The sequence below is a fragment of the Amycolatopsis sp. NPDC059027 genome, from assembly GCF_042739735.1.
In the GTDB taxonomy this organism is placed as follows: Bacteria; Actinomycetota; Actinomycetes; order Mycobacteriales; family Pseudonocardiaceae; genus Amycolatopsis.
Genome location: NZ_JBHYIK010000010.1, coordinates 151,497 through 166,839 on the forward strand (window position 1 = coordinate 151,497; position 15,343 = coordinate 166,839).

Genomic DNA, 15,343 nt, shown 5'->3' on the forward strand with positions numbered 1-15,343 from the left:
GCAGCAGGGCCTGCCGCCCGTCCGGCGGCAGCCGCCACCCCAGACGCCGCCGCCGACCAAGCAGGTCCGGCTGCCCCAGCCGTCCGGTCCCCAGCGGATCCCGCCCGCGGCGCCCCCGCCGGGCCAGGCCCCGGCGGCGAAGACACCCGCTCCGCCGCAACAGCCACCCGCGCGCGGGCGCGGCACCCGCCGTCCGGCCCCGGTCCGGCCGTGGGAAGAGGGTGCGCGCCGCGACGCGGAGGCGACCCGGTTCATCCCGCGCACCCCCGGCGTCCCGATGGGCTCGCGCTGGCCGGTCGCCGATCCCGACGTCCTGCGCCCCTACGACGCGCTGGCCACGCAGGTCATGCCGCGGATCACCGACGCGCCGCTGGTGCGTCCGGCGAAACCCGGCTCGACCGCCGAACAGGAAGCGATCAAGGAGCAGGGCCCCTCGATCGCCAAGGCGAGCGGCCGGATGGCGATCGCGACGCTGACCAGCCGGATCACCGGGTTCGCCTGGAAGATCATGCTGGCCGCGGCCGCCGGGCTCGGCGTGGTGAACGACTCCTACACCGTGGCCAACAGCCTGCCGCTGATCGTCAACGAACTGCTGCTGGGCGGGGTTCTGACCAGCATCGTGGTCCCGCTGCTGGTGCGTTCGCAGGACGATCCGGACGGCGGCGAGGCCTACACGCAGCGGCTGATCACGATGGCGATCACCGTGCTCGGCATCGGCACCGTGCTCTCCACGATCGGGGCACCGTGGATCACCAAGGTCCTGATGGACGACAAGGGCCACGCGAACCTCGGGCTGGCCACCGCGTTCGCCTATCTGATCCTGCCCGGCCTGTTGTTCTACGGCCTGTTCGCGGTGCTGTCCGGCATCCTGAACGCGAAACAGATCTTCGGCCCCGGGCAGTGGGCGCCGGTGGTCAACAACCTGGTCATCATCGTGACCATCGGGCTGTACGTCGTGGTACCCGGCGACCCGACGATCGACCCGCTCAAGATGAGCGACCCCAAGCTCCTCGTCCTCGGCGGCGGCACCCTGGCGGCGATGGTCGTCCAGGCGCTCTACCTGGTCCCGGCGCTGCGCAAGTCCGGCTTCCGGTTCAAATGGCGCTGGGGGATCGACGACCGGCTGAAGGAGTTCGGCAGCCTGGCCCTGTGGATCCTGGCCTACGTCGCGGTCAGCCAGATCGGCAACATCGTGAACACCCGGGTGCTGACCCAGGGCGCCCCTGGCGGCGTGACGATCTTTTCGAACGCCTGGCTGCTGTTCCAGCTGCCCTACGGCGTGATCGGCGTGTCCCTGCTGACCGCGATCATGCCGAGGATGAGCCGGTCCGCGGCCGACGGGGACCACAAGAAACTGGTCGCCGACCTGTCCTACGCGTCGCGGCTGTCGACGCTGACCATGCTCCCGATCTCCGCGGTGATGGTGATCGCGGGCAGCTCGATCGGTGTGGCACTGTTCACCGTCGGCAAGGGCTCGCTCGACTCCGCCGAGCGGCTCGGCGAGGCCCTCGCCGTCTCGGCGTTCGGCCTGCTGCCCTACGCGCTGATGCTGCTGCAGATGCGGGTGTTCTACGCGATGAAGGACTCCCGCACGCCGACCGTCATCATGGTCGTGATGACGGTGGTGCGGATCCCGCTGCTGTTCCTCGCCGGCGGCGTCCTCTCGCCGGAGAACGTCGTCATCGGCGTGATGATGGTCAACTCGCTCGGCTACATGGTGGCCGCGGTGATGGGCCAGGTTTGGCTCTGGGTGCAGCTGGGCAACCTCCGCAGCAGGCGAGTCATCGGGGTGATTCTCTTCACCGTGTTCGCGAGCGCACTCGGCGTGGCGGCGGCCTGGGTCGTCGGCATGCTCGTCCCGTCCGCGTTCGGCCCGACGGTGCAGGCCTGGGCGAAGTTGATCTTGCAGGGCATCGTCGGTCTCGGGGTCTCGTTCGGGGTGTTGATGGCGCTCAAGATCCCCGAGCTCGACCCGGTGACGCGGAGAATCACCCGGTTGATCAAGCGCGGGTAACAATTTACGCACGGATGGCGACCGTTCACGCGTCGTATTCTGGGTAACCTCGTACGGGGAGCTACGCGGGAGAGAGTGTGGACACGAGACGGAGCGAACAGGCAGGGGGTGCGAGCCAGGTGGGCATCCGGGCCCAGGGAGGGTCGCTTGCCCCCGGCCGGGTCGTCGGTGACGGCCGGTATCGTCTGCTCGCCCAGTTCGGGGTGGACGAGCGGGCCGGGGCGCATCTGTGGCGAGCGCGGGACGGGCAGCTGAAGCGCGATGTCGCGCTGACCCTGCTGGTCGGTGACCCCGCGGACCCCGAGTCCGCGCGGCAGGCCCGGCGCACCCTGGAGCGCGCCGCCCACGCGTCGAAGTTCGGCCACGGCGGTGTCGCCCGCGTGCTCGACGTGCTCAGCCTCGGCAGCGGCGTGACCTCGGGTGAAGGACTGCTCGGCGTCGTCGTCGCGGAATGGACCAAGGGCAGCGACCTGGTCGACCTCGTCGCGCAGCGCCCGGTGGCGCCCGCCGCCGCGGCGCGGATGGTGCAGGCGCTGACCGAGGCGGTCGAGCAGGCCCATCAGAACGGCCTCGTCCTCGGCCTCGACCATCCCCAGCGGCTGCGGCTCACGCCGAACGGCGCGCTGAAGCTCGCCTTCCCCGGCCCGCTGCCGGAGGCGACACTGCGCGACGACGTCAAGGCGCTGGGCGCGGTGCTGTACCTGCTGCTCACCGGGCGCTGGGCGCTGCCGGGCGGCCCGCCTGCCATCCCGGCGGCGCCGCATTCACCCGACGGCCGGATCATCCCGCCGCGCTCGCTCGTCCCCGCCGTGCCCGCGGATCTGTCCTCGCTGGCCGTCCGCACCATCGAGGACGGCGGCAACGGCGGCATCCGCACCAGCGCGGCGATCCTGCGCGTACTCGACCAGGTCGCCGAGGAAGAGGAACGCACCCAGCTGATCAAGGCGGTCGGCACCGAGGGCGAGGCACAGGGCGACGGCACGGTGTGGACCACCAAGAAGCCGGTCAAGGACGTGGCACGCCGCCGCAAGCTCGCGCTCGGCGTGACCGTGCTGGTCGTGGCGACGGTGGCGATCCTGGCCTGGGTCGGCCTGATGTTGATCAACCTGTTCCAGGGCGATTCGAAGGCGAGCGGGCCGAACATCAACGTCGCCCAGCCGCAGTCGAGCCAGCCCGCGCAACCGCCGCCGCAGTCGCAGGCCCCGCCTGCCTCGCAGCCGCCGGCGGTGGGCGCGCCGGTGACTCCGCAGTCGGCGGCGGTCTACAACCCGCAGGGCAAGGGCGACAACCCGGGCAAGGCGAAGAACGCGATCGACGGCGACCCGGCCACGACGTGGAAGACCGACCAGTACCAGCAGCAGCTGCCGGTGCTCAAGAAGGGCGTCGGCCTGGCGGTCTCGTTCAAGGACGCGATCAAGCTGGCGCAGGTGAAGATCACCTCGACCAGCCCGGGCACGAAGGTCGAGATCCGCTCGGCCGACACCAAGAACCCGGTGCTGGACGACACGAAGGTGCTGGCGAGCGCGGACCTGACCGGCGGCGAGACGACGATCCCGCTGCCCCAGCCGCAGCAGGGTCAGAACTTCATCGTCTGGATCACCCACCTGGGCGACGACCACGGCGACGGCTTCCTCACCGAGATCGGTGAACTGACCTTCCTGCCTGCGGGGTGACTGTTCCGGGGAAGTCAGTAGGCTTCCCCGGGTGACTGCTGCAGCTCCTACGGACGCGGACCTCATAGCGGCGCACGCCGCGGGGGACCCACGCGCGTTCAGCGAACTGGTCGGCCGGCATCGGGACCGCATGTGGGCGGTCGCCCTGCGCACCGTACGGGATCCGGAGGAAGCCGCCGACGCACTGCAGGACGCGTTCATCTCCGCCTTCCGCGCCGCCGGGAACTTCCGGGCGGAGTCCCAGGTCACGACCTGGCTGCACCGGATCGTGGTGAACGCGTGCCTCGACCGGATCCGCCGTCGCCAGGCCCGTCCCACCGTCCCGCTGCCGGAGACCGGGTTCAACGAACCGGCGTCCCCGCGCGACTCGATGGCCGAGCGGGAGACGAGCCTGCTGGTCAGGGCGGCGCTGGAGCAGCTGCCCGAAGAGCAGCGTGGCCCGATCGTGTTGGTCGACGTGGAGGGATACTCCGTCGCGGAGACGGCCAAGATGCTCGGTATCGCCGAGGGCACGGTCAAGAGCAGGTGCGCGCGAGGCCGCGCGAAACTCGCGAAGGTTCTCGGACATCTGCGGAACCCCGATGCGATTGCGAACGTCCCAACTAACGAAAGCAAACGAGATCGTGCTACCCCGGGCGAGCGACGGGGTACCAGGCGGCCGCAGGGCACGCCGGGTGAGGTGGAGGGACGATGACGGACGAAACACGGGGGATCGGCGGGATCGTCGGCCCGCCCTGGTCTGTCGATGTGCTCGCCGACCTCCACGCCGGAGCCCTGGACGAACAGACGTCGGCCGATCTGTGGCCGAGGGTGCACGCCGACCCGGACGCCCGCGCGATCATCGACGCGCTCGAATCGACGCAGTCCGACCTGGCGGCGCTCGCCACCGCACCGGTCGAGCCGATGCCTGCGGAGTACGCGGCCAGGATCGACGCGGCGCTGGCCGCCGAGTCCTCGGCAAGGCAGGCGGCCCAGGGGCCGCGTCAGTTTCCTGGACAGGCACAGCGTGAACAGGCACCGCCCGTACCCGGGCAGGCCCCACAGGCGGGCCCCGGGCTCGCCCCGGTGGTCGACCTGGCGGCGGCACGGAAACGGCGGAACAAGCGGATCGGCTGGGGCGCCGGGATCGTGACCGTCGCCGCGGCGGCCGTCGCGGCGATCGCCATCATCGTGCCCGCCACGCAGCAGAGCGGGGGCCCGACCGGCGGTATCGCCCAGCCCGCGCCGTCGGGACCGGCCGGTCCGGCGGGGCCGACGCTGGGTGGCGACGGCAGCGGCGCGCAGTCGCTGCTGGGCAAGTCGCTCGGTGTCCGGGACTTCGGGCCGCTGCAGACCGAGGAACGGCTCGACGCGTGCGTCGCCGCCAATGGACTGGACCCGGCCGTGCGGCCGGTGGGCGTGCAGCCGGTGACGGTCGAGGGCAAGGCCGGGGTGATGGTCGTCTACACCACCGGCAAGCTCGCGCAGTACCGCATGGTGGCCTTCGGCGCCGACTGCGGCCCCGGTAATCCGGCCAAGTTGTTCGACAAGGTAGTTGGGGAGAAGTAGCGGCCGTCACGAGCGGGAACACTGCAACCTACGATCGTGTTGAGCCCGGTACACGGGGCACTACGAGCGGAGGTCACGGGTGGCTGCCGAGGACATCAGGAACCTGATCATCGTCGGATCGGGTCCTGCCGGATACACCGCCGCCGTTTACGCGGCGCGGGCACAGCTGGAACCGCTGGTGTTCGAAGGAACCCAGTTCGGCGGTGCGCTGATGACGACGACCGAGGTCGAGAACTTCCCCGGCTTCCGCGACGGCATCCAGGGCCCGGACCTCATGGAGGAGATGCGCAAGCAGGCCGAGCGATTCGGCGCGGAGCTGCGCTCGGAGGACGTCGAATCGCTGGAGCTGACCGGGGACGTCAAGTACGTCGTCGCGAACGGCCAGCGCTACGCGGCGCGCGCGGTGGTCCTCGCGATGGGGGCCGCGGCGCGGTACCTGAACGTGCCCGGCGAGCAGGAGCTGCTCGGCCGCGGCGTGTCGGCCTGTGCGACCTGTGACGGCTTCTTCTTCCGCGACCACGACATCGTGGTGGCCGGCGGCGGCGACTCCGCGATGGAGGAGGCCACGTTCCTCACCAAGTTCGCCAAGTCGGTGACGATCGTGCACCGTCGCGACGAGTTCCGCGCCTCGAAGATCATGCTGGAGCGCGCCCGCGCGAACGAGAAGATCAAGTGGCAGCTGAACTCGCAGATCACCGGGGTGCTCGGCGACGGCAAGGTCGAAGGCCTGAAACTGCGGGACACGAAGTCGGGCGAGGAGTCCACGCTGGACGTCACCGGGTTCTTCGTCGCGATCGGCCACGACCCGCGCAGCCAGCTGGTGCGCGGCCAGGTCGACATCGACGAGAACGGCTACGTGCTCACCAAGGGCCGCACGTCCTACACGAACCTCGACGGCGTGTTCGCCGCCGGCGACCTGGTGGACCACACCTACCGCCAGGCCATCACCGCGGCCGGTTCGGGCTGCGCGGCCGCGATCGACGCGGAACGATGGCTCGCGGAACACGGCGAGGCAGAGACCGCCCACGAGGCCCCCGAGCTGGTCGGCGGCGGTTACGGCGCAGCCGCGAACTGACCATCCGGACCTTTCTCAGCCGCTCACCCCGATAAGGAGAACCCATGTCCGAAAACACCGTGAAGGTGACCGACAAGACCTTCGTCGACGACGTGCTGACCAGCGAGAAGCCGGTTCTCGTCGACTTCTGGGCCACCTGGTGCGGGCCGTGCAAGATGGTCGCCCCGGTGCTCGAGGAGATCGCGGCCGAACACGGCGAGAAGCTGACCATCGCCAAGCTCGACATCGACGCGAACCCGAACACGGCGCGTGACTACCAGGTGATGTCCATCCCGACCCTGATCCTCTTCCAGGGCGGCAAGCCGGTGAAGCAGATCGTCGGCGCGAAGCCGAAGGCCGCGCTGCTTTCGGACCTGGCCGACGTCATCTCCGCCGACGCCTGATCCGTCCCCCGGAGAACCCGGGCCTGCGGGAATCATCCCGCCGGTTCGGGTTCTTCACCGTTTCGGGGCTTCGCGCCGTGGGTAGCTGATCACTGCGTGAAGATGTGGTGTCGCACACACCCGGTCTCCGACGCCTTGACGTACCACCCGGGCCTGCGCGCTCACCGAGAGTCCACAGGGCACAATAGGGTCGCTAGAGTCTCTGGGTCACCGCCCAGCAGAGGTTTTCTGTCCCGCATCGAGTTCTTTTCGGTGCCCGAGGAAGAGCGAGGAGTGCATGCGGGTACTCCGCCGCGGCGACGCCGGACCGGATGTCGCCGAGATCAGGTCGATCCTTGCCGCGATGGACCTGCTCCCGCCGGTGACCGACTCCGGGGAATACGGCGTGTTCGACACCGCCGTGGAACACGCCGTGCGGGCCTTCCAGCAGCGCCGTGGGCTCATCATCGACGGCTTGGTGGGCCCTGCGACGTACCAGGCGCTCAAGGGCGCCAGCTTCCACCTGGGGAGCCGCCCGCTGCAGTACATGCTGTCCTCGCCGGTGCACGGCGACGACGTGTTCACCCTGCAGGAACGGCTCACCGAACTCGGCTTCGACGCCGGTCGGCCGGACGGCTACTTCGGCCCGCAGACCGAGCGCGCGCTCAAGACGTTCCAGCGGGACATGCGGCTCGCCTCGGACGGCATCTGTGGCCCGGCCACCATCCGCGAGCTGCACCGGCTCTCCTCGCCGCGCGCCCGCGGCGGCCGCCCGGTGTTCCTGCGTGAGCAGGAGCAGGTGCGCCAGGCCGGGCCGAGGCTGCGCGGGAAGCGCATCGTCATCGACCCCGGCCACGGCGGGGACGACCTCGGCGTGATCGCGGGCGGCCTGCGCGAGGCCGACATCGCGTGGGATCTGGCGCGCCGTCTGGAGGGCCGGATGAAGGCCACCGGCATGGAGGCGCTGATCTCCCGCGGCCCGAACCAGAGCCCGACCGAGAGCGAGCGGGCGAAGTTCGCCAACGACGCCGGCGCGGACCTGTTCCTTTCGCTGCACAACGACGCCAACGACTCGCCCAAGGCCGAGGGCGTCGCGAGCTTCCACTTCGGCACCGGCAACGGCACCACGTCCACGGTGGGCGAGCTGCTGGCCGGCTTCATCCAGCGCGAACTGGCCGCGCGAACCGGCCTGCTGGACTGCCGCACGCACTACAAGACCTGGGAGATCTTCACCAAGACCCGCTGCCCGGCGGTCCGGGTCGAGATCGGCTACCTGACCAACCCGGACGACGCCCGCAGGCTGGCCGACCCCGCCTTCCGCGACGTGGTCGCCGAGGGCATCCTGGTCGCCGTGAAGCGGCTGTACCTGCTCGGCGAGGGCGATCAGCCGACCGGCACGTTCACCTTCGCCGACGTCCTGGCCCACGAACTCGCGAAGGCCGAATAACCACCCACTCGCGCGCCCTGGGTCCGCACCACAGCGGACCCACCCCACCGCGCCTCCGAACAACCCACAACCCGGCCGCATTTGGCTGAAAATTCACCCACCTGGCCGCTGCCACAACACTTTGCGCCCCACCCGGGCCCGGCACACAACACCTAGGGACATCCCCCGCCCTCCCTGGGGGGCGTCCCCAATAGCAGTCTACCCATCCACAGGTTTTCCACCGCGCTCATCAGCAATCTGTGGATAACTCGTCCCTTCTTCCACAGCTGTGCACAGGCGCCGAAATGGTGCTTTCGTCCCAGACTTCTCCGTGCTACGCGGCTCGCACCGAGAAGTCTTCCGAGACTTTTCCGGCGGCATGTCGAGAAGTCCGAAGCAGCTTCTACGTCCCCGGTGAGAGACACTCGAAGCCGGAGGAGAGCCGTCATGAGCAAGACCCTCACGACCACCGAAGCCGTCCAGCGGGCGACCGGCCGCGACTGGGCGGGCTGGAACCTCGAACTCGACACCTGGGGCGCCGCCGAGCACCCGCACAAGGACATCGTCGCCTGGCTCGTCGGTGAACACGGGCTCGGCAACTGGTGGGCACAGACCATCACCGTCGAGTACGAACGCGCTCGCGGGCTCCGCGCGCCCGGCAGCGGGCGCGACGGCCGCCACAACGTCAGTGCGAGCAAGACCGTCGACGTCGCGGTCGAGGACCTCTACGCCGCCGTCACCGACGAAAAGCTCCGCGCGGAATGGCTGGCGGACGGCGAGCTGCGGGAACGCACCAGCCAGCCGCACCGGTCCGCGCGGTTCGACTGGGGCGACGGCACGACCAGGGTCAACGTCGGCTTCGTCGACAAGGGCGGCAAGGCCCAGGTCGGGCTGATCCACGAGCGACTGACCGATGCCACCGAGGCGGAGAAGTTCAAGACGTACTGGCGAGAGCGCTTGGCCGTGCTCAAGGAACTGCTCGAACAGCGGGGCTGAGCGGTCGCTACGCGCGGCCGAGGCTCGGTTCGGCAGTGGTGATGGTCACCTGGCCGAGCAGCCGCTCCAGCGCCGCCTCGACGTCTTCCTTCCAGGTGATCGCCGAACGCAGCTCCAGGCGCAGCCGCGGCCACTTCTTGTGCGGCCGGACGGTCTTGAAGCCGACGCTCTGCAAGAACGCCGCGGGCAGGACGCAGTCGTGCCCCGACGCCGGATCCTCGTCGCCCGGGGAGGCGTCGCCGAAGGCTTCGATGGCCCGTACACCGCGTTTCGTCAGATCTTTCGCGACCGCCTGCACGAGCATCCGGCCGAGCCCGCCGCCGCGGAACTCCGGCAGCACGTGGAACGCCGTCAGCAGCACGGCGTCCGCGCTCGGCGGCGACGTCGGGAAGGCAAGCGCGCGGGGCACCGCGTTCGGCGGGGCGTAGAGCACGAAACCGACGGGGAGGGTGTCGCTGTAGACGATCCGGCCGCAGGAGCCCCATTCCAGCAGGACGCTGGACACCCAGGCTTCCTTCTCGACCTCGGTGGCGCCGTACTCCTCGGCCTGCGCCTTGAGATGCGGCGCGACCTCCCAGTAGACACACCGGCGGCAGCTCTTGGGCAGGTGCTCCAGATTGTCCAGTGTGACGCCCACAACGCGACGCGACACCCGCGACCTCCCTGGAATACACAACCCGGCTGGCTGGTATCGGCCGCTGACCTGCGAAAGCGCAGGGCGTACCGAAAGAGCCCCCACCGAGGATAGGCCGATGTGACGAGCGCGGAAAGGGGAGGGTGCCCGAACGGCGCCCGGTTACACTCGATGGATCTACCAGCAGGTAGATCGAGACCGCCGAGCCCCGGGTGAATCCTCCGATGACCGAGAACCGCCCCGTCAAGCCGCAAGCCGGCCGCCACAACCTCGACCCGCACCTGGAGCGGTACGCCGCCCGCACCGCGGGGATGACCGCCTCGGAGATCCGAGCGTTGTTCGCGGTGGCCAGCAGGCCCGAGGTGGTCTCCCTCGCCGGCGGTATGCCGAACCTCGCCGCGCTCCCGCTCGACACGCTGTCGGCCCAGGTCGCCGAGATCATCGCCGAGGACGGGCTGGTCGCGCTCCAGTACGGCTCCGCACATGGGGTGCCCGCCCTGCGGGACCAGATCTGCGAGATCATGGCGCTGGAGGGAATCAAGGCGCATCCGGACGACGTCGTCGTGACCGTCGGCTCGCAGATGGGCCTCGACATGGTCACCCGGCTGTTCTGCGACCCCGGCGACGTCGTGATCGCCGAGGGCCCGTCCTACGTCGGCGCGCTGGGCTCGTTCGCGGCGTACCAGGCGAACGTCGTGCACGTCGCGATGGACGACGACGGCCTGGTCCCCGAGGGCCTCCGCGAAGCGCTCAAGCAGGCCGAGAAGGCCGGGCAACGCGTCAAATTCCTTTACACCATCCCGAATTTCCACAACCCTGCCGGCGTCACGCTGGCCGTGGAACGCCGTGCCGAGATCCTCGAGATCTGCCGCGAGCACGGCGTGCTCGTCGTCGAGGACAACCCGTACGGGCTGCTCGGTTTCGACGGCCAGACCTACCCGGCGCTGCGCTCCATGGACCCCGAGAACGTCGTGTACCTCGGCTCGTTCTCCAAGACGTTCGCCTCGGGCCTGCGCGTCGGCTGGGTGCTCGCCCCGCACGCCGTGCGCGAAAAGCTCGTCCTGGCGGCGGAATCGGCCACGCTGTGCCCGCCCACCTTCAACCAGATGATCGTGTCGCGGTACCTCGCCACACACGATTGGAAGGGCCAGATCAAGAAGTTCCGGGAGAACTACCGCGAACGCCGCGACGCGATCCTTTCCGCGCTGGAGCAGTACCTCCCGGCCGGCTGCACGTGGACCAAGCCGGACGGTGGTTTCTACGTGTGGGTGACGGTGCCGGAAGGCGTCGACACCAAGGCGATGCTGCCGCGCGCGGTCACCGCCAGGGTCGCGTACGCGTCCGGAACCGGTTTCTACGCCGACGGGTTCGGCAGCCGTCAGATGCGGCTGTCGTACTGCTACCCGACGCCCGAACGCATCCGGGAGGGCGTGCGCAGGCTCGCTTCGGTGCTGGAGTCCGAAATGGACCTCGCCCGCACCTTCGGTAGCGTGAACACCCGCCCGATCTCGGGGCCGCAGACCCCTTATCCGGACACGGTCTGACCGGCCGCGCGTCCTCGAACAGCATCAAAGGAGTTCCCACGGTGGTCGACCACACCGTTGCCGTGCTCGCCGGTGGGCTTTCGCACGAACGCGACGTCTCTCTCCGGTCCGGACGGCGGCTTTCGGCCGCCCTGCGGGCCGACGGGTTCACCGTCGAGGAATGGGACACCGACAGCGGGCTGATGGAGCGGCTGCGCACGCACCGCCCCGACGCCGTGGTCGTCGCGCTGCACGGCGGCGAGGGCGAAAACGGTTCGGTGCAAACGGTTCTGGAGATGCTGGACGTCCCGTTCGTCGGCACCAGCTCGCAGGGCTGCCGCCGCGCGTGGGACAAGCCGATCGCGAAATCGTTGGTGGCCAAGGCTGGGTTCGCCACCCCGGACTGGGTTGTGTTGCCCCACAGTACTTTCCGCGAACTCGGCGCTCAGTCCGTGCTGGACGCCATGGTGGAGCGGCTCGGCCTGCCGATGATCCTCAAGCCCGACCAGGGCGGGTCCGCGCTCGGCGCCCAGGTCGTCCGCGACGCGGCCGAGCTGCCCACCGCGATGGTCGGCTGTTTCGCCTACGGGGACACGGTTCTCGCGGAGCAGTTCGTCGACGGCGTCGAGGTGGCCGTCACCGTCGTCGAAGGTGAGAACGGGGCCGAGGCCCTTCCCGCGGTCGAGATCGTGCCGGAGAGCGGCATCTACGACTACACGGCGCGCTACACCGCCGGGCTCACCGACTTCTTCACCCCCGCGCGGATTTCCCCGGAGGCGGCCAAGGCTGTCGGAGAACTCGCCGTTTCCGCGCACCAGCAACTCGGCCTGCGCGACATCTCCCGTACGGACGCTGTGGTGGCCGAGGACGGCACGGTGTACTTCCTCGAAGTGAACCTGTCGCCGGGGCTCACCGAGACGTCCACGGTGCCAATGGCCATGGAAGCGGCCGGGCAGTCACTGGGTTCCGTGTTCGGCGATCTCATCGCCCGCGCCGTACGCCGCGCGGGCTGACCCCCACCCTTCACCGAGCGACCACGAGCCGGGCGGACTCCGCCCGGCTCTGTCGTTGGCGCCCCTTTGACCGCCGCCGCGGGGCACTCTTTTCCGCGTTCGACACCTGATCACTTCAGGTGATCATGACTTCACCACCAGGAACTGTCACCGTGACGAAAGGCCCTGGTGTGATCCCTAGTCGGATTCCGGTGTCCGATTCGCCGTATTTTCGTCCATCAGCGCGACAATGCGTTCGAGGTCGTCGACCGAGCCGAATTCGAGCACGATCCGGCCCTTGCGGCGGCCGAGGTCGACCTTGACCCGGGTGTCGAACCGATCGGAAAGCCGGTTCGCCAGCTCCTGGAGACCGGGCGCCTGCATCGGCTTGCGCGGCGCGGCCTTCTGCTTCGCCGGCTTCTCACTCTTCTTGAGCGTGACGGCCTCCTCCGTCGCCCGGACCGACATACCCTCCGCGATGATCCGGGCAGCGAGCTCTTCCTGACTCTCGGCGTCGTCCAACGACAGAAGGGCGCGCGCGTGTCCGGCGGAAAGCACGCCCGCCGCCACCCGCCGCTGTACCGGGAGGGGGAGCTTCAGGAGCCGGATGGTGTTGGTGATGACCGGGCGGCTGCGGCCGATCCTGCTCGCCAGTTCCTCGTGGGTCACCGCGAACTCGTCGAGCAACTGCTGATACGCGGCTGCCTCTTCGAGCGGGTTCAGCTGGACTCGGTGGATGTTCTCCAGGAGCGCGTCCCGCAGCATCGACTCGTCTGCGGTCTGCCGGACGATCGCGGGAATCGCTTCGAGCTCGGCCTGCTGCGACGCACGGAGTCGCCGCTCGCCCATGACGAGCTCGTACTCGTCGTTGCCGAGCTCGCGGACGACGATCGGCTGCATGAGACCGAACTCGCGGATCGAGTGCTCGAGTTCGGCCAGCGCCTCTTCATCGAAGACCTGACGCGGCTGCTTCGGGTTGGGCTTGATCGCGCTGACGGGCACCTCGCGGTACACCGCACCGGCGACCTCACCGCCGTGGGAACCGGCTGCCCCGTTCGCCGCGAACCAGCCCGTGTCGTCCTTCGACCCGGACTGCGTGTTCGCGGGCGCCGGGTCGGCGGGGGAGGAGGACGGCGCCGAACCGCCCGTGGTCGCCGGCCCGGTCGGGATCAGCGCGGCAAGCCCGCGCCCCAGTCCTCCGCGTCGTTCAGTCATGAACCATTTCCTCCTTGACCCAATGCGCCTCGCTCGGCGATCTCCCGCGCCGCGTCGACGTAGCTCATCGCTCCCCGGGAACCGGGGTCGTAGGCGAGCACGGTCTGGCCGTACCCGGGCGCCTCGGAGACCTTCACGCTGCGCGGGATGACGGTCTTCAGCACGAGATCGCCGAAGTGGTTACGCACCTCCTGCGTCACCTGGTCGGCCAGCTTCGTGCGGCCGTCGTACATGGTGAGCAGGATGGTCGAGACGCTGAGTTCGCGGTTCAGGTGCGCCTGGACGAGCTCGATGTTGCTCAGCAGCTGCCCCAGGCCTTCCAGCGCGTAGTACTCGCACTGGATGGGGATGAGGACCTCCTGCGCGGCGACCATCGCGTTGACGGTCAGCAGACCGAGCGACGGCGGGCAGTCGATGAAGACGTAGTCGACGCCGATCTCGTCGAGGATCTCCGACGAGATCGCCTCCTTGAGCCGAGACTCCCGGGACGCCATCGACACGAGTTCGATCTCGGCGCCGGCGAGATCGATGGTCGCGGGGACGCAGTAGAGATTGGGCGACTGCTCGCTGACCGCGGCCGCCTCGGCGAGCGAGACCTCACCGATGAGCACCTCGTAGATGGAGGGCGTCCCGGACCGATGATCGACGTCCAGCGCGGTGCTGGCGTTGCCCTGCGGGTCGAGGTCAATGACGAGCGTCTTGAGCCCGTGCACGGCGAGCGCGGCGGCCAGGTTCACTGTGCTGGTGGTCTTGCCAACGCCGCCCTTCTGGTTGGCGACGGTCAGCACGCGCCGGTGGGTGGGCCGGGGGAGTCCGCCCTCCTCGGGGTGCAGGACTCGTGCGGCACGGACGGCTTCCTCGGCGATCGGGGTCCAGGCCAACTCGTGGCCGGTGTTCGCGGAGTCGGACGGTGGGGGAGTCACCGGTCTCGACACCTCCTCTGAATAGACGACTGGTTGACGTACGCACCGCGTCGTTTCACGTGGAACATGCGGCCCGTTCTCCTGCGCTAGCTCCTCCTGCCGCGTGGCCGAGGCGACTTCGGCGGCAGGCGTTTGATCATCACAACCGTGCTGGGGACGTCGAGTACCTTCGCGCCACACGTGGCGACTACCGGATCGCCGCCCCCGAGTTTGCGGACGGCCGCCCGGTCCCGCTCGATCTCCGCCGCGACGCTCGCCCCTTTGAGGGCGACCACGGATCCTTGGACACGAACAAGAGGAAGACACCAGGCGGCGAGCCGGGCGAGCGGGGCGACCGCGCGAGCCGTGACGACGTCCGCGCCACTCAGCTCTTGAAGAACCGCCCGCTCCTCCGCACGTCCTCGGACGACGGTGATCGGAAGTTCCAGCTTCTCGACGACCTCGGCCAGCCAGTCGATCCGGCGGGCCATCGGTTCGAGGAGAACGATATCGAGGTCCGGTCGAGCGATGGCGAGCGGTACTCCCGGAAAGCCCGCACCCGACCCGACGTCGATCACGCGGGCACCTTCAGGGATCCGCTCACCGATGACAGCGGAGTTGAGCACGTGCCGATCCCAGAGCCGGTCGACCTCCCGGGGGCCGATGAGGCCGCGCTCGACACCGTGACTCTCGAGGAGTTCGACGTAGGCCGCAGCTTGGTCGACGTGGTCACCGAACACCCGAGCCGCTGCCGTGCGCACCGCGGAAGCGACGCCGTCCAAGCTCACTACATCCACTCCTTGTCTGCCGCGTTTCACGTGAAACGCGCTCGGCTGATTGTCCCTGATGCCGCGACCAAATCGAGTCGACAGACCGCAACTGTGGACAAGTCCACTCCGCGAACGGAGCCTACGGCGCGTTTCACGTGAAACACAGCCTTGTAATTCCCGCCCCCGAAAGCAGAGAAGCGGCCCGCCGTAGTC

14 protein-coding genes are annotated in these 15,343 nt (G+C 69.2%); 10 read left to right on the plus strand and 4 right to left on the minus strand.

Translation table 11 applies throughout. From position 1 onward, the window contains the following. Positions 1-277 precede the first annotated feature (277 nt). From murJ to ACFWY9_RS09785, 8 genes are all read left to right on the plus strand, one after another. A complete protein-coding gene (gene murJ, locus ACFWY9_RS09750) occupies positions 278-2,014 on the plus strand; it encodes a murein biosynthesis integral membrane protein MurJ (RefSeq protein ID WP_378326637.1) in 1,737 nt (578 codons plus the stop codon). A gap of 77 nt (positions 2,015-2,091) precedes the next feature. After that, entirely contained in the window at positions 2,092-3,687 is a 1,596-nt protein-coding gene (locus tag ACFWY9_RS09755) for a protein kinase family protein (protein ID WP_378326534.1), read from the plus strand. 31 nt (positions 3,688-3,718) lie between these two features. Continuing rightward, positions 3,719-4,381 carry an RNA polymerase sigma factor SigM gene (sigM, locus tag ACFWY9_RS09760; RefSeq protein WP_378326533.1) on the plus strand — a complete coding sequence of 221 codons (663 nt, stop codon included), beginning with the start codon at positions 3,719-3,721 and terminating at the stop codon, positions 4,379-4,381. Then, positions 4,378-5,235, plus strand: a complete 858-nt coding sequence (locus ACFWY9_RS09765; RefSeq protein WP_378326532.1) for a hypothetical protein — start codon at positions 4,378-4,380, stop codon at positions 5,233-5,235. Before sigM ends, ACFWY9_RS09765 begins: the two co-directional genes overlap by 4 nt. A 79-nt stretch (positions 5,236-5,314) precedes the next feature. Continuing rightward, positions 5,315-6,310, plus strand: a complete 996-nt coding sequence (trxB, locus tag ACFWY9_RS09770) for a thioredoxin-disulfide reductase (RefSeq protein ID WP_378326531.1) — start codon at positions 5,315-5,317, stop codon at positions 6,308-6,310. A 44-nt stretch (positions 6,311-6,354) separates the two neighbouring features. Next, positions 6,355-6,693: a thioredoxin gene (gene trxA, locus ACFWY9_RS09775; RefSeq protein ID WP_345405599.1), complete on the plus strand. Its 339-nt coding sequence runs from the start codon at positions 6,355-6,357 to the stop codon at positions 6,691-6,693. Between the two features lie 277 nt (positions 6,694-6,970). Then, the gene (locus tag ACFWY9_RS09780; protein ID WP_378326530.1) at positions 6,971-8,119 is read left to right on the plus strand and encodes an N-acetylmuramoyl-L-alanine amidase; all 1,149 of its coding nucleotides are present in this window, start codon (positions 6,971-6,973) and stop codon (positions 8,117-8,119) included. A 426-nt stretch (positions 8,120-8,545) separates the two neighbouring features. Continuing rightward, positions 8,546-9,094 (plus strand): DUF4287 domain-containing protein, encoded by a 549-nt coding sequence (locus ACFWY9_RS09785; RefSeq protein ID WP_378338620.1) that lies wholly within the window; start codon positions 8,546-8,548, stop codon positions 9,092-9,094. Positions 9,095-9,101: 7 nt separating this feature from the next. On the opposite strand, the gene ACFWY9_RS09790 is transcribed toward ACFWY9_RS09785, so the two are convergent. Then, positions 9,102-9,746 (minus strand): GNAT family N-acetyltransferase, encoded by a 645-nt coding sequence (locus tag ACFWY9_RS09790; RefSeq protein WP_378338621.1) that lies wholly within the window; start codon positions 9,744-9,746, stop codon positions 9,102-9,104. A gap of 206 nt (positions 9,747-9,952) precedes the next feature. Between ACFWY9_RS09790 and ACFWY9_RS09795 the strand changes: the two genes are divergently transcribed. Together ACFWY9_RS09795 and ACFWY9_RS09800 are read left to right on the plus strand one after the other, a co-directional pair. Next, the gene (locus tag ACFWY9_RS09795; RefSeq protein ID WP_378326527.1) at positions 9,953-11,272 is read left to right on the plus strand and encodes a PLP-dependent aminotransferase family protein; all 1,320 of its coding nucleotides are present in this window, start codon (positions 9,953-9,955) and stop codon (positions 11,270-11,272) included. Positions 11,273-11,313: 41 nt separating this feature from the next. Then, on the plus strand, positions 11,314-12,264 hold the full coding sequence (locus ACFWY9_RS09800) for a D-alanine--D-alanine ligase (RefSeq protein WP_378326526.1): 951 nt from the start codon (positions 11,314-11,316) through the stop codon (positions 12,262-12,264). Between the two features lie 177 nt (positions 12,265-12,441). Here ACFWY9_RS09800 and ACFWY9_RS09805 read toward each other — a convergent pair whose 3' ends face one another. From ACFWY9_RS09805 to rsmG, 3 genes are all read right to left on the minus strand, one after another. Further along, a complete protein-coding gene (locus ACFWY9_RS09805; RefSeq protein ID WP_378338622.1) occupies positions 12,442-13,458 on the minus strand; it encodes a ParB/RepB/Spo0J family partition protein in 1,017 nt (338 codons plus the stop codon). Further along, entirely contained in the window at positions 13,455-14,381 is a 927-nt protein-coding gene (locus ACFWY9_RS09810; protein ID WP_378326524.1) for a ParA family protein, read from the minus strand. The genes ACFWY9_RS09805 and ACFWY9_RS09810 overlap by 4 nt, the downstream gene beginning before the upstream one ends. 86 nt (positions 14,382-14,467) lie before the next feature. Beyond that, positions 14,468-15,148 (minus strand): 16S rRNA (guanine(527)-N(7))-methyltransferase RsmG, encoded by a 681-nt coding sequence (rsmG, locus tag ACFWY9_RS09815; RefSeq protein WP_378326523.1) that lies wholly within the window; start codon positions 15,146-15,148, stop codon positions 14,468-14,470. Positions 15,149-15,343: the final 195 nt, after the last annotated feature.

Coding starts and splice junctions, on each gene's coding strand:
- murJ (WP_378326637.1), top strand. CDS start 278: ATGGGCTCGCGCTGGCCGGTCGCCGATCCCGACGTCCTGCGCCCCTAC.
- ACFWY9_RS09765 (WP_378326532.1), top strand. CDS start 4,378: ATGACGGACGAAACACGGGGGATCGGCGGGATCGTCGGCCCGCCCTGG.
- trxA (WP_345405599.1), top strand. CDS start 6,355: ATGTCCGAAAACACCGTGAAGGTGACCGACAAGACCTTCGTCGACGAC.
- ACFWY9_RS09780 (WP_378326530.1), top strand. CDS start 6,971: ATGCGGGTACTCCGCCGCGGCGACGCCGGACCGGATGTCGCCGAGATC.
- ACFWY9_RS09785 (WP_378338620.1), top strand. CDS start 8,546: ATGAGCAAGACCCTCACGACCACCGAAGCCGTCCAGCGGGCGACCGGC.
- ACFWY9_RS09795 (WP_378326527.1), top strand. CDS start 9,953: ATGACCGAGAACCGCCCCGTCAAGCCGCAAGCCGGCCGCCACAACCTC.
- ACFWY9_RS09805 (WP_378338622.1), bottom strand. CDS start 13,458: ATGACTGAACGACGCGGAGGACTGGGGCGCGGGCTTGCCGCGCTGATC.